This is a genomic window from Aeromonas sp. S13(2024), assembly GCF_041402405.1.
GTDB lineage: Bacteria > Pseudomonadota > Gammaproteobacteria > Enterobacterales > Aeromonadaceae > Aeromonas > Aeromonas veronii.
Window position 1 is genome coordinate 17,375 of the sequence record NZ_JBGLRA010000019.1, and the last position, 18,751, is coordinate 36,125.

Below are 18,751 nucleotides of genomic sequence, written 5' to 3' on the forward strand. Positions count from 1 at the left end.
GTATAGGTGAATTCTATGGATGTGCGAACCTTGCGTGCGTTTGTGGCTGTCTTCGAGGAACGCAACATCACGGCGGCCGCCACCCGCCTCTTCATTACCCAGCCCACCCTCTCCACCACCATCAAAACGCTGGAGGATGAGCTGGGGGTGACCCTGTTTGTGCGGCAGGCGCGCGGGGTAGAGGGGACCGAAGCTGCCCACCGGCTCTATCCCCGTGCCAAGCGGCTGATCGCCGATACCGACTCCCTCGCCCGCGAGTTTCGTGAAACCTCCCCCTGCCTTGAGCTGACGGTGGGGATTGAGGCAGACCTTGGCGATGGCGTGGTGGGGGCGCTGGTCAACGGGGTACTCGCCCACGAGGAGATCCTGCTGACTCTGGAGGAGGGCTGCTGTGGCGATGTGCGGCTGGGCTGCGAATCCCTGCGCTGTGGTGACGAGCTCTTTATTCCCCTGCTGGAGGAGGAGTTTGTGCTGGTGCTGCCGCCGGATCACCCGCTGGCGGGCAAGGGAGTGCTCACCCCTGTTGAGCTGGCGGACGAGCCGTGGGTCACCTGCCCGCGCCACGACTCCCACCTGCGGCTGATCGCCATCCTCGGCAATCAGGCGCCCCTCTATCCACGGCGGGCGGGGTCGCTGCGACTGGCGGCGACCATGGTGGCCGCCGGTGCTGGGATCGCCTGGTTGCCCCGTTCGCTTTGTCCGCCCGGTTGTACAGTCGCCGAGCTGGCGGCCTCTTCCTTCAAGCGGCGGGTGGGGCTCTGCTACGCCCCCGATGCGTTACGCTCGGCGGCGGTGACCGCCCTGCTGGAGCAGGTGCGTGGGATGCAGCTCCCCGCCTGATGTCGGCATAAAAAAGGGCCATCCGGTGGGATGGCCCTGTTAAAGGCAACGAAGTTGCGTGGCTAGAGCGATGCCCACCAGAGCCGCAGCTGCAAGCCCCACTTCGAGCTCCAGCCGGTGGTGCTGCTCACAAGCGTCCCATCCTTGATAACGAGGAACGTCGGGGTGACCCCTACCTGCCACTTGGCGGCCAGCGCTCCCGACTCGTCGTTGTGGGTCGGGAAGGTGAGCCCCTTCTTGCTCATCCCATTGGCTAACTGCTCCGAATTGCCGGAGCGCAGTGCCACCGTCAGCACGTTTTCCCCCTCTTGCCAGAGCTGCTGCACGGCCGGGGTGGTGAAACGGCACACCCCGCACCAGCTGGCCCAGTAGTAGACCAGCAGCGGCTTGCCTTGGCTTAAGGTAGCGAGATCCGTACTGGTGCCATTCTGCAGGGTGACGGGGGCGCTCATCGCCCCCTCTGGCAGGGTTGGGCTGCGCCACAGATCGAGCAGGGTCGAGATGATCAGCGCCATCAGCAGCAGCCAGAGCGCCTCCTTGCCCCAGCGGCGCCAGCGGGCTTGAGGATTGGTGGTCATCCTTTACCCCTGCTTGGCCAGTTCGGCCTTCACCAGATGCTCCAGCTCCTCATAGGGGATGGCGCCCGGCACCAGCTGGTTGCCGATAAGCGTCGCCGGTGTGCCCTGTACCCCCAGAATGGTGCCGATGCGCAGGCTGTTGCGCAGCTCCTCGGTCGCCTTGGCGGCCGGTTTGAGCGCGGTGTTGCCGGTGGAGGCCAGCGCCTTGTTGATGTCCGCCTCGGTCAGCATCCCCTGCTTGCTCATCAGCTTGTCGTGCAGGGTGAGGAAGCGGGCGGGATCTTGCTGCCACAGGGTCAGGCTGTATTGGGCCGCCTTGGCGGAGGTCTGCCCCTTGAACGGCAGCAGCTTGATCACCAGCCCCAGATCGTCCGGATAGGCCTTGAGCAGCTTGGTCAGCTGGGGATCGAACTGCTTGCAGTAGGGGCAGTTGTAGTCGGTGAACAGCACCAGCGTCAGCTTGGGGTTCTTGGCGCCGAGGCGCGGGCTGGTGGCGCTGTTGAACAGCACATCCTTGTTGCCCTTGATGAAGTTGCCAAGCTGCGCCTCCTGGGCTGCCGCGTTCTGTTTCTCCCAGGATTCGGCGGCCTCGTCGAGGATCTTGGGGTTGGCGATCAGGGTCTCGCGGATCAGCTCCTTGATGCGCGCCTCCTGCTCCGGGGTGAAGGGGGCGGCGTGCAGGACCGGAGCCAGCAGGGTTGCGGAAAGGGAGGCCAGCAGGGTCAGGGCGCTAAGAGTGGGTTTCATGGTTGCTCCTTAAAATCGGGTGGTGCCAGCCTGAAGCAGGCCAGCCTTGTGCAATGTGGTCAGCAGATCGTCCTTGTCGAGCAGGGGTGACAGCGTGACCCCCTGCGGCAACTCCGGGCCGTAAATCTGGTTGAAGGGGACGGCCGCCGAGCCCCGCTTACGCAGGAAGGCGGCGATGGTGTCGCTTGGTTTGCTCCAGTCGCCGCGCAGGGCCACCACATCGGGGGCCGAGAGGGCCTGTTGTACCTCATCGCGCAGCAACACGTTGTATTTGTTGGCCTTGCAGGTAACGCACCAGTCGGCGGTGACATCGATAAAGACCCGTTTGTTCTGGGCCAGCGCATCTGTGATGGCGCGTTCGGAGAGCGGCTGCCAGACCACCTTGTCAACGCTGGCCGAGCCCTGCGCTCTAAAGGCGCCACTCAGCAGCAGGGGGCTGCCAATCAGGGCGGCGAGGGCGATCGCCAGCGTGAAGCCGCGGATGCCGTAACGCCAGATGATGCCAGCCAGCAGTGCCAGCAGCATGGCAACCATCAGCCAGCCGGTGGCATAGCTGCCGAGATGGTTGTCGAGCAGGCTGGTGAGCCAGAGGCTGGAGCCCAGCATCATCAGGCCGAGCAGGATGCGCAGATGGTTCATCCAGCGCCCCGGTTTCGGCAACCAGAGGGCGAGCCGTGGCAGGGCCGCCACCAGCAGCCAGGGCAAGCTCATGCCAATCCCCAATGCCGTGAAGATGAGCCACAGCTGGCCGAGTGGCGCCGCCAGCGCAAAGGCCACTGCGGTGCCGAGGAACGGTGCCGAGCAGGGGGTCGCCAGCAGAGTGGCGAAGCTCCCCTGCAGGAAGTGACCGCCGAGGCCGTTGCCGCCGCTGGTGGCAAGGCGGGTGCTGAGGGCGCTGGGCAGGCGGATCTCGAACATCCCCAACAGGTTGGCGCAAAACAGCAGGGTGACCAGCACCATCAAGCCGATAAAACCGGCGCTCTGGAACTGGATGCCCCAGCCGATGGCCCCTTGCGTGGCGCGCAGCAGGCTGCTCATGGCCGCCAGCACCCAGAAGGAGGCGATGATCCCGGCGCTGGCGGCGAGGAACTGCTTGCGCACCGTTCCCTGTTCACGCTCCTGATGTTGCAACACAGTTCCCAGCTTGAGTGCCAGCACCGGCAGCACGCAGGGCATCAGGTTGAGGATCAGGCCGCCGAGCAGCGCCGCCCCCAGCAACCAGAACAGCGAATGGCTCTGGTTGGGCAGTGCGAGTGGCGCGCCGATCGTCCCCCTGCCCTGCCACGCCTGTTCGCCGCTGGTGAGCAGCAGGCCGAGGGATTGGCCGCGCAGATCCGGCGCATCCCCCTGCCAGCCATCGCTCACCGGCACCCGGGCGATCAGGGTGTTGCCCTCGACCTCAAGCGCCGGTTTGCCAAACTCGGCCCCCTCAAGAGCGTCGATAAAGAGCGCTGGTGATTGCCAGCCCTCTGCCCGCTCGGCGCGCAGTTGCAGCTGGTTGTGCTGATAACCCAGCTCGACCCGGGTTTCGGCAGGCAATTGCTGGGGCAGGGTACTCATCGCCTTCGCCCAGGCAAAATCGAAGTCGGCCGGGGCCTGCCCATCCACCGCGAGGGTGAAGGGAAAGTCGGTCAGGATGCAGACATTGCTGCAGGTCGATAGGCGCAGAGTCCCCTTGAGCGGTTGCCCGGTTGGGTAGTTGAGGCTGAGGGGGAAGGTCACGTCCCCCTGATAACCCTGGGTGCTGAGCCCGGCTACCTCGAAGTGGCGTGGCACCGGCCAGCGCCACTGAAAGTCTCCGACCGGCTCATCCCACAGGATCTGGGGGGCAATCCCCCCTTCTCCCGGACTGTGCCAGTAGGTCTTCCAGCCCGACTCCAGCTCGACATCGAGCAGGATGCGGGTCTGATCTGCCGTGCTGCGGTCGGCCTGCAGCCGTACCTGGGCGTGATCATTCTGTGGGCTGGTGAGCCAGCCCGTGTCGCTGGCCAATCCCATGGATTGCCACAGCAGACCGCCCAGTAGCAGGGCCGCCTTGAAGAGATTCGACATCTTTTTGGTCTCGCAAAAATTGAGTGACAGCTAACGAAATAACGCAGCCGAACTCATTCCCGCCAGACGCAGAGGGTGAGGTGCAGACGCCGCTCGGGCGGCGAGATGACTCTGGGAGGGGGCAGTGGCGGTGTGTAGCGCCAAAGGGGAGCCAGCAGGGCGATCAGCACCGCCACGGCAAAGAAGAGCTGTTCGACGCAGAGCAGGGTGGCGGCGCTCAGCCACTTGCCGTTGAGCTGGCAGCTGGTGGGCTGCGGGCTGGCCGGTTTGGCATCCTCTTGATCCGTTGCCGAGCCTGGAACGGGCAGTGCCTGACAGCTGAGGGCGTGATCGAGCAGGGCAAGCCGGGCCAGCGGCTGGGCCGCACAATTGAGCACCAGCAGGCAGACCAGCAGCAGGAGATGTTTCGCTACCCGTTGTTGCAACATCATGTTCGCCCCGTCCATCAAGATGGGGCCATCCTAACGACCAATGGCGGGTGGGGCAAGTCGGCGGCGTATTGATGAGCAGTACTGTGGGGGGCGCGACGGGGAGGGTGGTCGGTTCTGTTTGGCGAACGCTTGTTCGCTAAAAGGGGGATCAGTATACTGCGCCGAGTTAAAACTCGAGGTGTTCGATGCTCAAAATTGCCCGTGTGCTGCTGCTTGGTCTGCTGCTCATTTTCTGGTTCCTGTTCGGCCTGCTGCTCTGTCTGGTTCGTCCGCGCCATCCCAACAACGTCTATGTCTTCGCCCGCATGTATCACGCGGTCTGCCCGCTAATCGGGCTGCGAGTCAAGGTGACGGTGGCCGACGAGGTCAAATCGGTCGGCCCGGCGGTCTACGTCTGCAACCACCAGAGCAACTTCGACATCTTCACCGTGACCGGTGCTGTGCAGCCCGGTGTGGTGGCAGTGGGCAAAAAGAGCCTGCTCTGGCTGCCGCTGTTCGGCCTTATCTTCTGGCTCTCCGGCAACGTGCTGATCGACCGCTCCAACCGCTCCCGTGCCATTGGCACCATAGGTCAGGTGGTGGATCGCATCAAGAACCGCGGCACCTCCATCTGGATGTTCCCGGAAGGGACCCGCTCCCAGGGGCGTGGCCTGCTGCCGTTCAAGGCGGGCGCTTTCCACACTGCGGTACAGGCTGAAGTGCCCGTGGTGCCCATCGTCTGCTCCAGCTACTTCGGTCAGGTCGACCTCAATCGCTGGGACAACGGCGAAGTGCTGGTGGAAGTGATGGCACCGGTCTGCAGCAAGGAGCATGGTGCCAGCGGCATTCGCGATCTCTCCGACACCTGCCGCGCCCGGATGGAGGCCAAGCTGACCGAACTGGACCGCAAGCTGGCCCACAGCCACGCCGCCTGACGGATATCGCAGACGAATCGACAAGGGAGCCACAGGCTCCCTTTTTTGTTGGTAAAAATCACCACCAGGTTGGCTATTCTCACCAACAAGCCCATCTTGAATTTCCTCAGTAAATTCCCATCTATATGTAAAACAACAATAATTTTTCTTGGCACGGCTCTTGTAATGCTATGGGAAGAGATAGCCATCCCATCAACAAGGAGCCAGACCATGAGCGTATTCAGCCGACTGACCGACGTGATTAATGCCAACCTGCACAGCCTGCTCGACAAGAGTGAAGAGCCGGAGAAGATGCTGCGCCTGATGATCGAAGAGATGGAGCAGGTGCAGGTCGAGATGCGTACCCAGGCCGCCCGCGTGATTGCCGAACAGAAACAGCTGGAGCGTCACCAGCAGGCGTTGCAGGCGCAGATCCTGGAGTGGTCGGCCAAGGCCGAGCTCGCCATCCAGAAGGGACGTGAGGATCTGGCCCGCGCAGCCCTCACCGAGAAGCTGGCGGAGGCCAAAAAATGTGAACAGCTGGAGCAGGACAAGGCCCGGGTGGCCGAGGTGTTGGCTCAGCTCACCGCCGACAGCGAGCGACTGGCGGCCAAGCTGACCGAGGCCCGCGAGAAGCAGAAACTGCTGACCCTGCGCGAGCAGACAGCCCACAGCCGCATTCGGGCCCGCGCTCAGGTGGACAACCAGCGTATGCATGAGCTGATGGCGCGCTTTGACGGTTTTCAGGGCCGGGTCGATCAGCTGGAAGCCCAGCTGGAGGCGGCCACCTTGGGGCAGAATCCCTCGCTGGAGGCACAGTTCCGCGAGCTGGAGCTCAATGACGAGATCGAGCGCGAGCTGGCTCGCCTCAAAGGCCAGAAGGCGGAGGCGTAATCATGAGCCCCTGGCCCAAGGATCTGGTGCATCGCAAGCTGACCGGGGTCTGCGCCGGTATTGCCAGGCGGTTGGGGGTCTCCAGAGTCACAGTGCGGGTGGTGGCACTGCTCGCCCTGATCCTGATGCCGCCGCTGGCACTGGCCGCCTATCTGCTGGCGGTGCTGGTGATGCCGCCCCGTTATGAATTGAAGCGCTGGCTGGATTGACCGAAGGGTTGATCAGCCGGCAGACAAAGTACTGATAAGGAGCAAGTTATGCTGGAATTTTTCATCTTGCTGGTGGTGCTGCTGGTCATGGCACTGACCGGTTTTACCCTGGTAGCCATGTTGCTGGTGAGCGGTCTATTCGTGCTGCTTGGGGCGCTGGGCGGCATGCTTGCTCTGATCATCAAGCTGGCCCCCTGGTTGCTGCTGGTGCTGGCGGTTTGCTGGCTGATCAGCAACCGCAGCAAGCGTTCCAATACCTACCTCTAACCCGCCTGAGGTTGTGCAAGACGTTGTGTGATGCTCCCTGATTTCCCCTTTCCGGCCACTCATCGAGTGGCCTTTTTTTGCCTGTCGTCCTCAAGGCTGGGTGGCTGCGGGTAACCACTGGGGGCTCCAGCTCTGCCAGAGTGCCGGGCTGTAGGTCAGCTGCTCCTTGAAGGATTTCGGCTGCTGCTTGAGGCGATATTCGATGCGCAGAGCCGCCCCCTTCTCGCCGACTTCCTGTTGCCACGCCAGCGTCAGTGGCCCCTTGCCGCGCAGGGCGCGAGCGCCCTTGCCACTCTGGTGCTGACGAAGACGGCGCAGCGGATCCGTGCTGATCCCGGTATAGAGCAGGCCGGTGGCGGTACGCACCATATAGACAGACCAGCGGGAAGGGGCGGATGGTTGCGGCGCTGGAGTGGTGGTCGCGGGTTCTCTCATTCAAATTCTCTGTGCCAAACTCAGAGGCAGCTCAAGGAGGTGCGATGAGAGTCTGGTTTTGGTTGTGGTTACTGTTGTCGGTCCCGGCTCTGGGGGAGACGATCCGTCTCTACGATTACCATCAGCATCCCCCCTTCAACACCGGAGTGGATGCAGGACTGAGCCGCGAGCTGGTCAAGTATCTCAATGAAAAGCTGGGGGGTGAACCCAGAATCGAGCTTTGGCTGGTCAATCGCGCCCGGCTGGCGCTGGAGATGGCAGATCCTGACTTTGACGGTCTGGTGGTCTGGGTCAATCCGGCCTGGGTGGGGGATCCCCACCGCGAGCGCTATCTCTGGACCTTTCCGGTGATGCGCGACACCAACGAGCTGGTCTCGAACATTGACAACCCGGTCACCTATCGCGGGCCTGACTCCCTCAAGGGGCTGGTGTTTGGCGGGGTGGAGGGCTACCGCTATCAGGGGATCGATGATGCGGCTGGCCGCGGGGAGCTGGTGCGTCAGGATGCCAAGAAGGTGAAGACCAATCTTGAGCTGCTGGTGCGCGGCCGCATCGATGTGACGCTGGTAAGTGGTTCATCGCTGGGCTTTTTCATCGACGCACAGCACTATCAGGGCAAGCTGTTTATCTCACCCTTCCCCCAATCCAGCTATACCCGCCATATCCTGCTGCCCAAATCCCGCCCCGAGCTGCATGCCACCCTCAACGACATCGCCGAGCAGATGGACAGAGATCCCCGCTGGCACAAGGTGTTGGAGTCCTATCGCGGTACGCCCTGAGGGCGGCGCTTGAGCCGGTGCAGCGGTAACAGGCTCACCAGCAGACCAGCCCAGACAAAGGCGAAACCGACAGCCTTGATAGGGTCCGGCGCCTCACCAAACCAGTAGATGGCGAGCAGGAAGGCGAGGCTGGGCTCGATATATTGCAGCAGCCCCACCGTGCTCATCCGGGTTCTCGCCACCGCGTAGCAGAACAGCCCCACCGGCAGCAGAGTAGCGGGCGCACTGCCCATCAGCAGCAGCTTGTCAGCCAGCTCCCCGTTCACGAATGCCCCTTCCCCGTGCCACGCCAGCGTGCCGATGATGATCAGCGCGACGGGCAGTTGCACCATGGCTTCCAGATAGAGGCTGGAGCCGGTGTCGTAGTGGATCTTCTTCTTGATAAGGCCGTAGCAGGCGAAGTTGGCCCCCATGATGAGGGAGAACCAGGGGAGTTGGCCGTAGCAGAAGAGCATGTAGGCGAGCCCCGCCAGCGCCAGGGCGACCGCCAGATGCTTTTGCGGGGTGAGTCGCTCTTTGAGGAAGATGACGGCGAATACGATATTGAACAGCGGGGTCATAAAGAAGGCGAGGCTGGTGGTCAGCACCTGCCCGGTAGTGAGGCACCAGGTGAACATGCACCAGCTGATGGACATGACGGGGCCCGCCAGCAGAATGAGGCCGAGCTGGCGCGGCTCGCTGCGCAGTTGTGCCCAAGGCACCTTGTGGCCAAGCAGCAAAAACAGGGCGCCCAGCAGCACCACAGACCAGAGCACCCGGTGGGAGATCAGCTCCCACATGTTGACCTCGGGCATGAATTGATAATAGAGCGGTAGCATCCCCCACAGGATGAAGGAGAGGGTCGCGGTGCCGGTACCTAGCCAGTTTTTCATTATTGTCCGTTTATTAAATTAAACGCCCATGGCGATAGTAGGGGGCGCGCCCTGTTTCCACAAGAGGGAAAACAGGGAAATGCTGGTACTATCAACGTCATGCAGCGAATCGATAAGTTGTTTGAGCAAATCAGGGCCTGCCGTCTGTGCGAGGCTCATCTGCCGCTGGGGCCTCGTCCGGTGATCCGCGGGGCCGAGAGTGCCCGCTTGCTGATCATCGGTCAGGCGCCCGGCACCCGGGTGCATGCCAGCGGTATCCCGTGGGATGACCCCTCCGGTGACCGGCTGCGCCAGTGGCTTGGTGTCGATAAGGCCACCTTTTACGACCAATCCCGCATTGCCATCATGCCGATGGGCCTCTGCTATCCCGGCAGGGGAAAATCCGGCGATCTGCCACCGCGCCCCGAATGTGCGCCCACCTGGCACGACAAGGTATTGATGCTGTTGCCCAATATCGAACTGACCCTGCTGATCGGCCAGTATGCACAGGCCTACTACCTGCGGGGGGCGGCCAAGGGGTCGCTCACCGAAACGGTGCGCAACTGGGCCGATTATGGCCCCGGCTGGCTGCCGTTGCCGCATCCCTCCCCGCGCAACACCCTCTGGTTCAGGAAGAATCCCTGGTTCGAGCAGGAGATCGTCCCCCATCTGCAGCAAAGGGTCGCCCCGTTTCTGGGGAGACCCTGAGTATTAGAGCGCTGGCTCGGCCAGCGGTTTTGGCTTGCTGCGCGCCATGGCGATGAGCGGCAGGACGATGCAGATACAGCCCAGCAGCAGCGGCAGACCGGGCTGCTCGTCAAACAGCCACACCCCGATGGCCACCGCCATCAGCAGACCGGTGTACTCCGCCGAGGCGATCTTGCTCGCCTCCGCCTTGCGATAGGCCACCACGCACAATCCTGCGTAGACCATGATCAGCGCCGAAGATCCGAAGGCGGGCCACCACATCTGCCACTGCCAGTCGCCCCTTTCCCACAATGCCAGCGCCAGGATAAAGGGCATGCTCAGCACGTTGGTGAAAAACAGGGTCTGGGCGATGGGCTGCTTGAGCGGGATCCGCTTGATCAGCAGGTTGTTGAGCGCCATCGACAGCGCCACCCCGAGCGCCGCCAGTGCGGCCCAGTTCACTTCGGTGGGGCGCAGCACGATCAGTACCCCGATAAACCCGATAACAGCGGTCAGCACCTTCTGGCGCGAGATCGCTTCCCCCGCCATCCACACCGCCAGCGGCACCATCATCAGGGGGGCAGCATAGAAGAGGGCATTGGCAGTGGCGAGCGGCAAGCGGGTGAGGGCCACTACCATCAGGCAGACCCCGACCGCCCAGATATGAGCCCGCAGCAGGTGCCACTTGATGGCCACCGGCGGGTTGCGGCGCCATGACCAGAGCAGCCAGGGCATCAGCAGAATGGCGGCCGAGAGCTGGCGGAAAAAGACAAACTGGAAGATGGGCTGATCCGGCTCCAGCACCTTGACCAGCGCATCGGAAAAAACCGCCACCATATTGCCCAGCACCAGATAAAGGATGCCGATCCCTACTGCATTCATACCACCTCCCACTTCAGATGAGCGGAGGGTAGCGTGCCGGTTGATATCCAGTAAAATGATAAAAAATGACCACTCATGAGATATTTAGATAATGAAGCTTCCTCCTCTGCGTGCGGTGCAATATTTCGAGGTAGTGGCCCGGCTGCTCAGCTTCTCCCGCGCCGCCCTTGAATTGAACGTCAGCCAGAGTGCGGTCAGCCACCAGATCCGCCTGCTGGAGGATTTTCTGGGTGAGCGCTTGCTGCTGCGTCAGGGGCGGTTGCTCTCGCTGACAACCCAGGGGGAGAGCTACTTCGAAGGGATTGCCGCCGGGCTCAGCCTGATTGCCCAAAGCAGCGAACAGTTGCGCGGGGGCGGCGAGATGCGAGTCCGGCTCGCGGTCTACAGCTCGTTTGCGGTGAAGTGGCTGATCCCGCGGTTGGCCGGATTGCGCCAGCTCTATCCCGAGCTGGATCTGAGTCTGGAGATGGTGGCGGAAGACCCCGAACTCTCCGATAGAGTGGCGGACTGCTTTATCACTGTCTCACCCCACGGGCGTGGCTATTGCCACGATCTTATCTATCAGGAGCGGCTCTTTCCGGTCTGTAGTCGCCGCCTGTTGCAGCAGATCAGCGGGGAGTGGCCTGAGGCCATCTGGCAGCTGCCGCTGCTTTCGGTGCAGTCCATCTACAAGGCGCGGGGGGAGGATTGGCAGCGCTGGGCCAAGGCGGGTGGGCTGGTGATTCCGGACGAGGCGCGGATGCACCACTTCAGCCATGTGCTGTTGGCGATGGAGGCGGCAGCCTGGGATCAGGGGGTGGCATTCGTGAATGATTACATGCTGCGGCCCGATGATCCCCAGCTGGTGGCCTTGCCGGTACACCAGCTGGAGACGGGGGATGCCTTCTACTTCACCTGCAAGCGCTCGCGGGCTCATGAGCCTGCCATCAGCCGGTTGCGCCAGTGGCTGATGATGGAGACACGCCAGAGCATGCCGCTCTAGCCTGCACCGTTACGCTCTCTTGAACTGGCTCAGCACAAACAGGCTGGTGGCACAGACGACGACCGAAGGCCCAGCTGGGGTGTCCTGATACCAGGAGAGGGTCAATCCACCCAGCACGGCGAGGCAGCCAATCAGCGCGGCAAAGCCAGCCATCTGCTCCGGCGTCTGGCTGAAGCGGCGGGCGGTGGCGGCGGGGATGATCAGCAGGGAGGTGATGATCAGCGCCCCGACAAACTTCATCGCCACGGCGATCACCAGCCCGATCAGCAGCATCAATACGCAGCGCAGCACATCGACCCGGATCCCCTCTACCCGTGCCAGCTCTTCCGAGATGGTCATGGAGAGCAGGGGATCCCACAGTCGCCACAGGGTGAGTAGTACCAGCGCGCCACCGCCGTAGATCCAGAGCAGATCCATCGGTTGTACCGAGAGCAGGTCGCCAAACAGGTAGGCCATCAGATCCACCCGCACGTTATCCATAAAACTCAAGGTAACCAGACCGAGGGACAGGGCGCTGTGGGCCAGAATGCCGAGCAGGGTATCGGTGGCCACCTGCTGGTTGCGACTCATGATCACCAATAGCATCGCCATGGCGAGGCAGCAGACCACTACCGCCAGGGTGAGATCGACCTGCAGCAGGATGCCCAGCGCGATACCGAACAGGCAGGCGTGGGAGAGGGTGTCGCCAAAATAGGCCATCTTGCGCCATACCACGAAGCTGCCGAGGGGACCGGCCAGCAGGGCGATGCCGAGACCGGCCGCGAGGGCGTATAACAGAAAGCTGTCCACTTGAATGTCCTGTTGCTTGCGCTATTAGCTGTGAGTGTTGTTGCGAGAAGGCAGGCGGATGACGGGAGCCTGCGGTTCATGATGATGGTGTTCGCCATCGCAGTGGTGGTGGTGGGTATAGACCGCCAGCACCTCCTGCTCCGGTCGCCCGAACAGGCGGGCAAATTCGGGGTGGCGGGCCACGCTTTCCGGCTCGCCATGACAGCAGACGTGGCGATTGAGGCAGATCACCTCGTGGGTGCTGGCCATCACCAGATGCAGATCGTGGGAGACCATCAGCACGGCGCAATTAAATTCGGCGGCGAGTTGACCGATCAGGGCGTAGAGCTCGATCTGGCCGGTGATATCGACCCCTTGCACCGGCTCATCCAGCACCAGCAGCTCGGGTTTGACCAGCAAGGCGCGAGCCAGCAGCACACGCTGCATCTCACCACCCGAGAGCTTCTGCATCCGGTTTTCCAGCAATCCCTCTGCGCCAACTCGGGCCAGCGCCTCCTCGATGGAGAGGCGGCTATTTTTGCCCAGCTGCAGGAAGCGGCGCACCGTCAGCGGCAGGGTGGGATCCAGATAGAGGCGCTGTGGCACATAGCCGACTCTCAGATCGCGGCTGCGGGTGATCTTGCCCGAATCCGGGGTGAGCAGACCCAGCACCAGCTTGCTCAGGGTGCTCTTGCCCGCCCCGTTGGGGCCGACTAGTGTGGTGATTTTGCCTTTATTGAGGGTAAAGGAGACCTTGTCGAGCACAGAGCGTCCATCAAACGAGAGAGAGACCTCTTTCAGCTCTACCAGTTGGCTCATGACAACTCCGGGGTTTACAGCCAGTGAGAGTTATAATATAACAAAAAGCGGCTGTTATATTATCACATACTCACCCCCTGACGAGATTCATCAATGAGAATTATTGCGCTTTTCACTGCCCTGCTGGCGGTGAGTTTGCCTGTTCGTGCCATTGAGGTACTGACCACCATCAAGCCCCTTGGCTTCATTGCCGCGGCGATCACTGACGGGGTGAGCGAGCCCAAGGTATTGCTGCCGACCGGTGCCTCTCCCCACGATTTTTCCCTGCGTCCGTCCGATATTCGCAGCATCAACAGTGCCGATCTGGTGGTGTGGGTTGGCCCTGAGCTGGAAGGTTTTATGGCCAAGCCGCTGGCCAACCATCCCCATGCTCTGGCCCTGACTCAGGTTGAGGGGATGCCGCTGTTCAACTACGCGACTCAGGATAGTCACGATTCCCATGACCATGATGATCACGATCATGCCGCCCACGGGCACGGTGACCATGATGAAGGGCATGAGGGACATCATCACGAAGGGGTCGATCCCCATATCTGGCTTGGCCCGACGCAGGCCAAAGTGATTGCCAAGGCGATCGCAAGTGAATTGGGCAAGCTGGATCCGGCCAATCAGGCTCGCTATGACGCCAACCTCGCGGCATTTGATACCAAGGTGGATGCCAAAGACAAGGTGATTGCTGGCCAGATGAAGGCGGTGAATGAGAAGGGGTACTTTGTATTCCACGAGGCGTATGGCTACTGGGAGCGCCACTACGGCATGAGTTCAAAGGGTCACTTTACCGTGAGCCCTGAGCGTCGCCCGGGCGCCAAGACCCTGGTGGATATTCGCAAGGCGCTGGAAGAGAAGCAGGCGAGCTGCATTTATGCCGAGCCGCAATTCTCACCGGCTGTGATCGAATCGGTGGCTCGCAATACCGGCGCCAAGGTGCTGTTGCTTGATGAGGTGGGTGAGCAGGTACCGCTCGGCCCGGATGGTTATCCCCAATTCATGCAGCAACTGGCAGACGCATTCGCCCAGTGTCGCTGATCAGCGGCTGAGCCTCTCATCCGGACGGACTATACTGACCTCCAGCATCTGACATGGAGTGTCCGGTATGAAATGGTTGTTGATCCCGGCCTGTACTCTGGCGCTATGTTGCGCCAACGTGCAGGCTTCGCGTCTTTCCGAATATATTGCCAGTCCGGACCTGCGGGCCAAGCTGCAGGAAGTGTATGGTGGCCGGGCCATCCAGCGGGCCGAGGCATTCTCTCGCCTGCTCACCCCCAGAGCGGGTACAACCGACCAGCAGAAGATCGAGCTGGTGAACAACTACTTCAACAATCTGACCTACAGCGAGGATCCCAAGCTGTGGGGGGATGAGGATTACTGGGCCAATCCGCTGGAGTTCATCGGTGCCCGGGGTGGGGATTGCGAGGATTACAGCATCTCCAAGTACTACACCCTGATGGAGCTGGGGGTGGATGAGAAGAAGCTGCGGCTGGCCTACGTCAAGGCGGTGCGTTACAACCAGTTCCACATGGTGACGCTCTACTTCCCGACACCCAAGGCTGACCCACTGGTGCTCGACAACATCAACAGCCGGATCCTGCCGGGCAGCAAGCGTACCGATCTCATTCCCGTTTACAGTTTCGATGCCAAAAGCATCTGGATCATGAAGTCACGGCGGGAAGGGACGCTGGCGGGGAGTGCCGATCGGTTGGCGCAGTGGACATCGATGAAGACCCGTTTCTCCAGCGAGCAACTGCGCTCTCCTCGTCGTCAGTTATAGCTTGCCCGCCGCCTTCAACTCATCGAAATATTTAGCCGCGCCCGGATGCTGCTCAATACTCAGCACCGGGCCGGTTTTATTGCCTGCCCGGTGAAACATATTGGCGTAGCCATAAGTTTGCTCATTGAACTTGGTTTGCTGGGTCAGCATGGCCTTGGTCAGGCGATAGACAGACTCTTCCGGCATGGTGGCATTGGTGACCAGGGTGGCGGCAATGGCAAAGGTGGGAGTTGCCTTCAGATTGCCGGGGTAGATGCGGGCGGGCACCTGACTACGTTGGTAATATTTGACCCCCTTGAGTAGCTGATCACGGGTGGCCCCATCGATGGGGAGGAAGCTGACTGCGCAACGTTTGGCGGTGTCGAGCACAATCCGGTTAGGGTGTCCCATCACCAGTGCAAATGCGTCGATCTGCTTGCTGCAGAGCGCATCCGGCAGGTTGGCCATGCTTTTCAGATCGAGATCCTGCTCTTTCGCTCCCAAGATGTTGAACAGAGCCAGCGCCGTCTGGAGGGTTCCCGAGTTCTTCAACCCCATGTCGATGGGGGCGAGCTTGAGCTGTTCCAGTGAAGTGATATCGCCATCGGCACGGATCACTATGGTGAAGGGCTCGGCATGGGTGGCAAACAGGGCGCGCAGCTCAGGTTGCGGCTGCGTGGCAAAAGGGCCCAAGCCCTGGTTTGCCTGATATAGCCAGTCTGACTGCACCATGGCGTAGGAGGTCTCGCCACTCTTCAGCCGCTTCAGGTTTTCTATTGAACCCGATGAGCTCTGCAATGTGCACGCAAGTTGCTCATCGACCTCATGGGCCAGACGGCAAAACTCTTTGGTTATCTGGTGATAAATCCCCTGCTCACCCCCGGTGGTGATAGTGACGGTTTCAGCCATCAGGCCGGGTTGCCACAGCAGGGGCAACAGCATGGCGAGCTTCTTCATGATTGCGCCTCCTTGGCATAACCATCGATACCCCAGGTCCGCAGTTTGTCGATGTCGCGACACTCTCCCGATTCTGCCAGCAGGGTATAACCGGCGGCATGCATGGTTTGGGAGAGCAGATTCCAGTAGAGCGGCGCATCGGTCAGCTGACAGCTGATAAAGATGGGATTGAGCGGGTCAAGTTGATTGAAAGTATCCGCATTGAGGGGAATGGCGCTGAAGGCGAGCTCACACCCCTGTTCCTGCAACGCAGCCAATGTGGCTTGGCCGTGGGCGGGAAAGGTGACCACATCCCAGCGCCAATCCAGTGTTTTGCCGTGGCCCTGGCTTAGCAGAGGGGTGATCTCGGACCATTGCGGGTGATTGAGCAGGGAGAGGGGCAGCAAGATCCCTTCTATATGAGAGTGCTGCCACTGTTGCAGGGCGCTCTGGATGGTTACGAGATCGCTGTCGGCACCGAGGGGCTGACTGGGCAAGAAACGCTGATAGAGCGCGATCTCCCCTTGTGTGGAGACAAATTTTTGCAGTTGCCCGCCTTCCGGCAGCGGGCTCACTCCTTGCAGCGGCTGTGGGGTCGTCAGTGGCAGCTGTTTTCCCAGCTGGGTGATCTTGAGTCGTTGTTGCAGCAGATCCCGTTTGCGTTCGGAAACCAATTGGTTGATGGAAAGTGCCACTTCTTTGAGGTCTTGCAACCAGGGAGTGGGCAGGGTGCTGTTGAACTGGTGTTTGCGGATACGGATCAGCTGCAGGTTGATCTGCTCCAGGGGCTGCAGCAGGCGTTTGCACACCAGGGAGATGATCAGGGTAAATACGACGAGGCCCGCCAGCAGCGCCAGACCGGTGCGACTGATGGCATTCCACAGATGCTGATAGGCGTAGCCGCTATGCCCCTCAAGGGTCAGAGTGCCCAGCATGCGCCAGCCATCGGTCAACTCTTGCTCAATTTTGACGGGGGGCATGCCGATAACCGAGGGAAGCCAGCCGGGGACATTTTGTTGGGTAGAGTGGAATGCCTTCTGAAACAGTACCTGACCATCCGGATCCACCAGAATGACCGAGCTGACGAAACCGCCATCAAACATGGCATTAACGATGGTCTCGGCCAGCACATTGTCGTCATTAAGCAGGGTTCCTTGCAGCACTAGCCCGAGAGCGGTGATGGCGGTTTCCAGGTTGGCTGACATCTGGTCGAGGATGGATTGGCGGACCGTCGTGACTTCCAGTGCAAACAGCAGCGCTGCACCGATCAGGAACAGGACGACAATTATTCTGATTAACAGTTTTGCTAACGACATATCCACTCCATGGAAAAGTTATCGCAACATTTTGGGTTTCTATTCCGTAGCGAATCCGACCCGGTTCTTAAAAATAGGAAAAAATGGTTAAAAAAGACGATCATTTCTGCCCATCCGGGCAGGTTATGCATAAAATGTGAGGTTCATGCAGATTGTGATGAACTATTTGTAACTATTTGTGTCCAACAAACAGTTTTATACGGTTTTGTCACAACAGATATCGCAACTCACACTCTTTAGATCTAAATACAGGATAGCGGATGAAACGTCTCCGTCCCTTGGTAGTACAGGCTGCCAATTGGGAACCACCGGTTCCCCGCAAACACTTTTACGCCATGCTGATGCTGACGGCCATGACCCTGTCAGCAGTGGCATTATTGCCAGCTCCGGGTGACATCCTCGAGCGGCCGCTGCGTCTTGAGTTGCCCATTGATACCGCCGGTACGGCAACCAACGAAAACAACACCGACTTTAACGAAATTCCCGATCACGAACTGGTTGATCAGAGTGCGCCGGATGACGACATCCCGGTCGACACCACCCCCCAGTGGCAGGATTACCGGGTCCGCAACGGCGAAAACCTGACCGCTATTTTTAACAATCTCGGTCTCTCCACCACCACCCTCTACAAGGTGCTGGACGCGGACAACAAGAACTATCTGGCGCGCCTCAAGCCGGGCCAGAATATCGAGCTGCTGATCGATCAGGACAACATCCTGCAGCAACTCAAAATCCGCCTGAACATCAAGCAGACGCTGGTGATGGCGCGCAGCGACGATGCCTATACCGCCTCCATGATCAATGAGAAGGTTGAGTGGCAACCGCAGCGTTACAACGGCGTGATCAACGGCAGCTTCTATGTCAGTGCCCGCAATGCGGGGATTCCGGCCAACCATATCCAGAAAATTGCCAACCTGTTCCAGTGGCGGATGAATTTCGCCAAGGATCTGCAGAAGGGCGACAAGTTCAAAGTGCTGGTACGCCAGGAGACGGTGGAAGGCAAGAGCACTGGCAACAGCCAGCTGCTGGGTGTGGAAGTGACCAGCCAGGGCAAGACGGTGTCGGCCTGGCTCTCCGATGACGGCAACTATTACGACGGTCAGGGCAACAGTCTGGAGCGCGGATTCCGCCGCTACCCGACCCACAGCCGCTATCGGATCAGCTCCAATTTCAACCCGGCGCGCAAACATCCGGTAACCGGTATGGTGCGTCCTCACGAGGGCACCGACTTTGCGGTGCCGGTGGGCACGCCAGTGCTGGCGACCGGTGATGGTATCGTCCAGAAGGCAACCAGCCACCCGCTGGCGGGCACTTATATCGTCATCAAACATGGCCGTACTCTCTCTACCCGTTATCTGCACCTGAGCAAGCTGCTGGTCAAAACCGGTCAGCGAGTGAAGATGGGCGACAAGATCGGCCTCTCCGGCAATACTGGTCGCTCGACCGGTGCTCACCTGCACTACGAGCTGCGGATCAACAGCCGCCCGGTCAATGCCATGACCGCCAAGCTGCCGATGGCTGAACCCCTGAGCGGCAAGGAGCGTCGTCAGTTCCTTGCCAAGGTGAAGAGCTATCGCAAGGAGCTGGCTGCGGGTTGATACCTGTTGTCACAGCCTGAAATGAAAGGCCCCGCCAGAT

The 18,751-nt window shown here is 60.7% G+C and carries 22 protein-coding genes; 11 read left to right on the top strand and 11 right to left on the bottom strand.

Features of this window, described 5'->3' with window-relative positions; all coding sequences use genetic code 11:
* Positions 1-15: 15 nt before the first annotated feature.
* Positions 16-840, top strand: a complete 825-nt coding sequence (locus tag ACB042_RS18490; protein ID WP_371178887.1) for a LysR family transcriptional regulator — start codon at positions 16-18, stop codon at positions 838-840.
* 62 nt (positions 841-902) lie between these two features.
* Here the strand turns inward: ACB042_RS18490 and ACB042_RS18495 are convergent, their stop codons facing one another.
* Genes ACB042_RS18495 through ACB042_RS18510 form a run of 4 tightly spaced genes read right to left on the bottom strand, consistent with a single transcriptional unit; the run spans position 903 to position 4,648 of the window.
* On the bottom strand, positions 903-1,418 hold the full coding sequence (locus ACB042_RS18495) for a protein disulfide oxidoreductase (protein ID WP_371178888.1): 516 nt from the start codon (positions 1,416-1,418) through the stop codon (positions 903-905).
* A gap of 3 nt (positions 1,419-1,421) precedes the next feature.
* Positions 1,422-2,165, bottom strand: a complete 744-nt coding sequence (locus ACB042_RS18500; protein WP_371178889.1) for a DsbA family protein — start codon at positions 2,163-2,165, stop codon at positions 1,422-1,424.
* Positions 2,166-2,174: 9 nt separating this feature from the next.
* A complete protein-coding gene (locus ACB042_RS18505) occupies positions 2,175-4,217 on the bottom strand; it encodes a protein-disulfide reductase DsbD family protein (protein ID WP_371178890.1) in 2,043 nt (680 codons plus the stop codon).
* 53 nt (positions 4,218-4,270) lie between these two features.
* A complete protein-coding gene (locus tag ACB042_RS18510; RefSeq protein ID WP_005354882.1) occupies positions 4,271-4,648 on the bottom strand; it encodes a hypothetical protein in 378 nt (125 codons plus the stop codon).
* A gap of 185 nt (positions 4,649-4,833) precedes the next feature.
* Here ACB042_RS18510 and ACB042_RS18515 point away from each other — a divergent pair, with 185 nt between their 5' ends.
* From ACB042_RS18515 to pspG, 4 genes are all read left to right on the top strand, one after another.
* Positions 4,834-5,562: a 1-acylglycerol-3-phosphate O-acyltransferase gene (locus tag ACB042_RS18515; protein ID WP_371178891.1), complete on the top strand. Its 729-nt coding sequence runs from the start codon at positions 4,834-4,836 to the stop codon at positions 5,560-5,562.
* Between the two features lie 210 nt (positions 5,563-5,772).
* Positions 5,773-6,435, top strand: coding sequence for a phage shock protein PspA (gene pspA, locus ACB042_RS18520; RefSeq protein ID WP_371178892.1), 663 nt, complete (start codon positions 5,773-5,775; stop codon positions 6,433-6,435).
* A 2-nt stretch (positions 6,436-6,437) separates the two neighbouring features.
* A complete protein-coding gene (locus ACB042_RS18525) occupies positions 6,438-6,644 on the top strand; it encodes a PspC domain-containing protein (RefSeq protein ID WP_005335873.1) in 207 nt (68 codons plus the stop codon).
* Between the two features lie 48 nt (positions 6,645-6,692).
* On the top strand, positions 6,693-6,911 hold the full coding sequence (gene pspG / locus ACB042_RS18530) for an envelope stress response protein PspG (RefSeq protein ID WP_005335871.1): 219 nt from the start codon (positions 6,693-6,695) through the stop codon (positions 6,909-6,911).
* A gap of 90 nt (positions 6,912-7,001) precedes the next feature.
* Here the strand turns inward: pspG and ACB042_RS18535 are convergent, their stop codons facing one another.
* On the bottom strand, positions 7,002-7,346 hold the full coding sequence (locus tag ACB042_RS18535) for a GIY-YIG nuclease family protein (protein ID WP_371178893.1): 345 nt from the start codon (positions 7,344-7,346) through the stop codon (positions 7,002-7,004).
* Between the two features lie 44 nt (positions 7,347-7,390).
* Here ACB042_RS18535 and ACB042_RS18540 point away from each other — a divergent pair, with 44 nt between their 5' ends.
* Entirely contained in the window at positions 7,391-8,125 is a 735-nt protein-coding gene (locus tag ACB042_RS18540; protein ID WP_005363058.1) for an ABC transporter substrate-binding protein, read from the top strand.
* Here the strand turns inward: ACB042_RS18540 and rarD are convergent.
* A complete protein-coding gene (gene rarD / locus ACB042_RS18545) occupies positions 8,107-8,997 on the bottom strand; it encodes an EamA family transporter RarD (RefSeq protein WP_371178894.1) in 891 nt (296 codons plus the stop codon). The two genes, ACB042_RS18540 and rarD, sit on opposite strands and share 19 nt — an antisense overlap.
* A gap of 99 nt (positions 8,998-9,096) precedes the next feature.
* Between rarD and ACB042_RS18550 the strand changes: the two genes are divergently transcribed.
* Positions 9,097-9,684, top strand: a complete 588-nt coding sequence (locus tag ACB042_RS18550) for a uracil-DNA glycosylase family protein (RefSeq protein ID WP_371178895.1) — start codon at positions 9,097-9,099, stop codon at positions 9,682-9,684.
* 3 nt (positions 9,685-9,687) lie between these two features.
* On the opposite strand, the gene ACB042_RS18555 is transcribed toward ACB042_RS18550, so the two are convergent.
* Positions 9,688-10,545, bottom strand: coding sequence for a DMT family transporter (locus ACB042_RS18555; RefSeq protein ID WP_371178896.1), 858 nt, complete (start codon positions 10,543-10,545; stop codon positions 9,688-9,690).
* A gap of 91 nt (positions 10,546-10,636) precedes the next feature.
* Here ACB042_RS18555 and ACB042_RS18560 point away from each other — a divergent pair, with 91 nt between their 5' ends.
* Complete coding sequence (locus ACB042_RS18560) at positions 10,637-11,527, top strand: LysR substrate-binding domain-containing protein (protein WP_088868437.1); 891 nt, start codon at positions 10,637-10,639, stop codon at positions 11,525-11,527.
* A gap of 9 nt (positions 11,528-11,536) precedes the next feature.
* Here the strand turns inward: ACB042_RS18560 and znuB are convergent, their stop codons facing one another.
* Together znuB and znuC are read right to left on the bottom strand one after the other, a co-directional pair.
* A complete protein-coding gene (znuB, locus tag ACB042_RS18565; RefSeq protein ID WP_005354863.1) occupies positions 11,537-12,316 on the bottom strand; it encodes a zinc ABC transporter permease subunit ZnuB in 780 nt (259 codons plus the stop codon).
* A 24-nt stretch (positions 12,317-12,340) separates the two neighbouring features.
* On the bottom strand, positions 12,341-13,114 hold the full coding sequence (gene znuC / locus ACB042_RS18570; protein ID WP_088868438.1) for a zinc ABC transporter ATP-binding protein ZnuC: 774 nt from the start codon (positions 13,112-13,114) through the stop codon (positions 12,341-12,343).
* A 93-nt stretch (positions 13,115-13,207) separates the two neighbouring features.
* Here znuC and znuA point away from each other — a divergent pair, with 93 nt between their 5' ends.
* Positions 13,208-14,140 (top strand): zinc ABC transporter substrate-binding protein ZnuA, encoded by a 933-nt coding sequence (gene znuA / locus ACB042_RS18575; protein ID WP_371178897.1) that lies wholly within the window; start codon positions 13,208-13,210, stop codon positions 14,138-14,140.
* Positions 14,141-14,207: 67 nt separating this feature from the next.
* Complete coding sequence (locus ACB042_RS18580; RefSeq protein ID WP_005335848.1) at positions 14,208-14,882, top strand: transglutaminase-like cysteine peptidase; 675 nt, start codon at positions 14,208-14,210, stop codon at positions 14,880-14,882.
* Here the strand turns inward: ACB042_RS18580 and ACB042_RS18585 are convergent.
* Positions 14,877-15,818, bottom strand: a complete 942-nt coding sequence (locus ACB042_RS18585) for a TAXI family TRAP transporter solute-binding subunit (protein ID WP_371178898.1) — start codon at positions 15,816-15,818, stop codon at positions 14,877-14,879. The genes ACB042_RS18580 and ACB042_RS18585 overlap by 6 nt on opposite strands.
* On the bottom strand, positions 15,815-17,113 hold the full coding sequence (locus ACB042_RS18590) for a LapD/MoxY N-terminal periplasmic domain-containing protein (protein WP_201937908.1): 1,299 nt from the start codon (positions 17,111-17,113) through the stop codon (positions 15,815-15,817). The genes ACB042_RS18585 and ACB042_RS18590 overlap by 4 nt, the downstream gene beginning before the upstream one ends.
* Positions 17,114-17,373: 260 nt before the next feature.
* Between ACB042_RS18590 and mepM the strand changes: the two genes are divergently transcribed.
* The gene (mepM, locus tag ACB042_RS18595) at positions 17,374-18,711 is read left to right on the top strand and encodes a murein DD-endopeptidase MepM (protein WP_201937909.1); all 1,338 of its coding nucleotides are present in this window, start codon (positions 17,374-17,376) and stop codon (positions 18,709-18,711) included.
* The last annotated feature ends 40 nt before the right edge of the window (positions 18,712-18,751 follow it).

What these genes read in the sequence shown, in the direction of transcription:
- mepM (WP_201937909.1), top strand. Translation starts at nt 17,374, where the DNA reads ATGAAACGTCTCCGTCCCTTGGTAGTACAGGCTGCCAATTGGGAACCA.
- ACB042_RS18540 (WP_005363058.1), top strand. Translation starts at nt 7,391, where the DNA reads ATGAGAGTCTGGTTTTGGTTGTGGTTACTGTTGTCGGTCCCGGCTCTG.
- ACB042_RS18515 (WP_371178891.1), top strand. Translation starts at nt 4,834, where the DNA reads ATGCTCAAAATTGCCCGTGTGCTGCTGCTTGGTCTGCTGCTCATTTTC.
- ACB042_RS18550 (WP_371178895.1), top strand. Translation starts at nt 9,097, where the DNA reads ATGCAGCGAATCGATAAGTTGTTTGAGCAAATCAGGGCCTGCCGTCTG.
- ACB042_RS18585 (WP_371178898.1), bottom strand. Translation starts at nt 15,818, where the DNA reads ATGAAGAAGCTCGCCATGCTGTTGCCCCTGCTGTGGCAACCCGGCCTG.
- znuA (WP_371178897.1), top strand. Translation starts at nt 13,208, where the DNA reads ATGAGAATTATTGCGCTTTTCACTGCCCTGCTGGCGGTGAGTTTGCCT.
- ACB042_RS18525 (WP_005335873.1), top strand. Translation starts at nt 6,438, where the DNA reads ATGAGCCCCTGGCCCAAGGATCTGGTGCATCGCAAGCTGACCGGGGTC.
- ACB042_RS18505 (WP_371178890.1), bottom strand. Translation starts at nt 4,217, where the DNA reads ATGTCGAATCTCTTCAAGGCGGCCCTGCTACTGGGCGGTCTGCTGTGG.
- ACB042_RS18490 (WP_371178887.1), top strand. Translation starts at nt 16, where the DNA reads ATGGATGTGCGAACCTTGCGTGCGTTTGTGGCTGTCTTCGAGGAACGC.
- ACB042_RS18560 (WP_088868437.1), top strand. Translation starts at nt 10,637, where the DNA reads ATGAAGCTTCCTCCTCTGCGTGCGGTGCAATATTTCGAGGTAGTGGCC.
- pspG (WP_005335871.1), top strand. Translation starts at nt 6,693, where the DNA reads ATGCTGGAATTTTTCATCTTGCTGGTGGTGCTGCTGGTCATGGCACTG.
- ACB042_RS18535 (WP_371178893.1), bottom strand. Translation starts at nt 7,346, where the DNA reads ATGAGAGAACCCGCGACCACCACTCCAGCGCCGCAACCATCCGCCCCT.
- pspA (WP_371178892.1), top strand. Translation starts at nt 5,773, where the DNA reads ATGAGCGTATTCAGCCGACTGACCGACGTGATTAATGCCAACCTGCAC.
- ACB042_RS18555 (WP_371178896.1), bottom strand. Translation starts at nt 10,545, where the DNA reads ATGAATGCAGTAGGGATCGGCATCCTTTATCTGGTGCTGGGCAATATG.
- rarD (WP_371178894.1), bottom strand. Translation starts at nt 8,997, where the DNA reads ATGAAAAACTGGCTAGGTACCGGCACCGCGACCCTCTCCTTCATCCTG.
- znuC (WP_088868438.1), bottom strand. Translation starts at nt 13,114, where the DNA reads ATGAGCCAACTGGTAGAGCTGAAAGAGGTCTCTCTCTCGTTTGATGGA.
- ACB042_RS18495 (WP_371178888.1), bottom strand. Translation starts at nt 1,418, where the DNA reads ATGACCACCAATCCTCAAGCCCGCTGGCGCCGCTGGGGCAAGGAGGCG.
- ACB042_RS18580 (WP_005335848.1), top strand. Translation starts at nt 14,208, where the DNA reads ATGAAATGGTTGTTGATCCCGGCCTGTACTCTGGCGCTATGTTGCGCC.
- ACB042_RS18590 (WP_201937908.1), bottom strand. Translation starts at nt 17,113, where the DNA reads ATGTCGTTAGCAAAACTGTTAATCAGAATAATTGTCGTCCTGTTCCTG.
- ACB042_RS18510 (WP_005354882.1), bottom strand. Translation starts at nt 4,648, where the DNA reads ATGATGTTGCAACAACGGGTAGCGAAACATCTCCTGCTGCTGGTCTGC.
- ACB042_RS18500 (WP_371178889.1), bottom strand. Translation starts at nt 2,165, where the DNA reads ATGAAACCCACTCTTAGCGCCCTGACCCTGCTGGCCTCCCTTTCCGCA.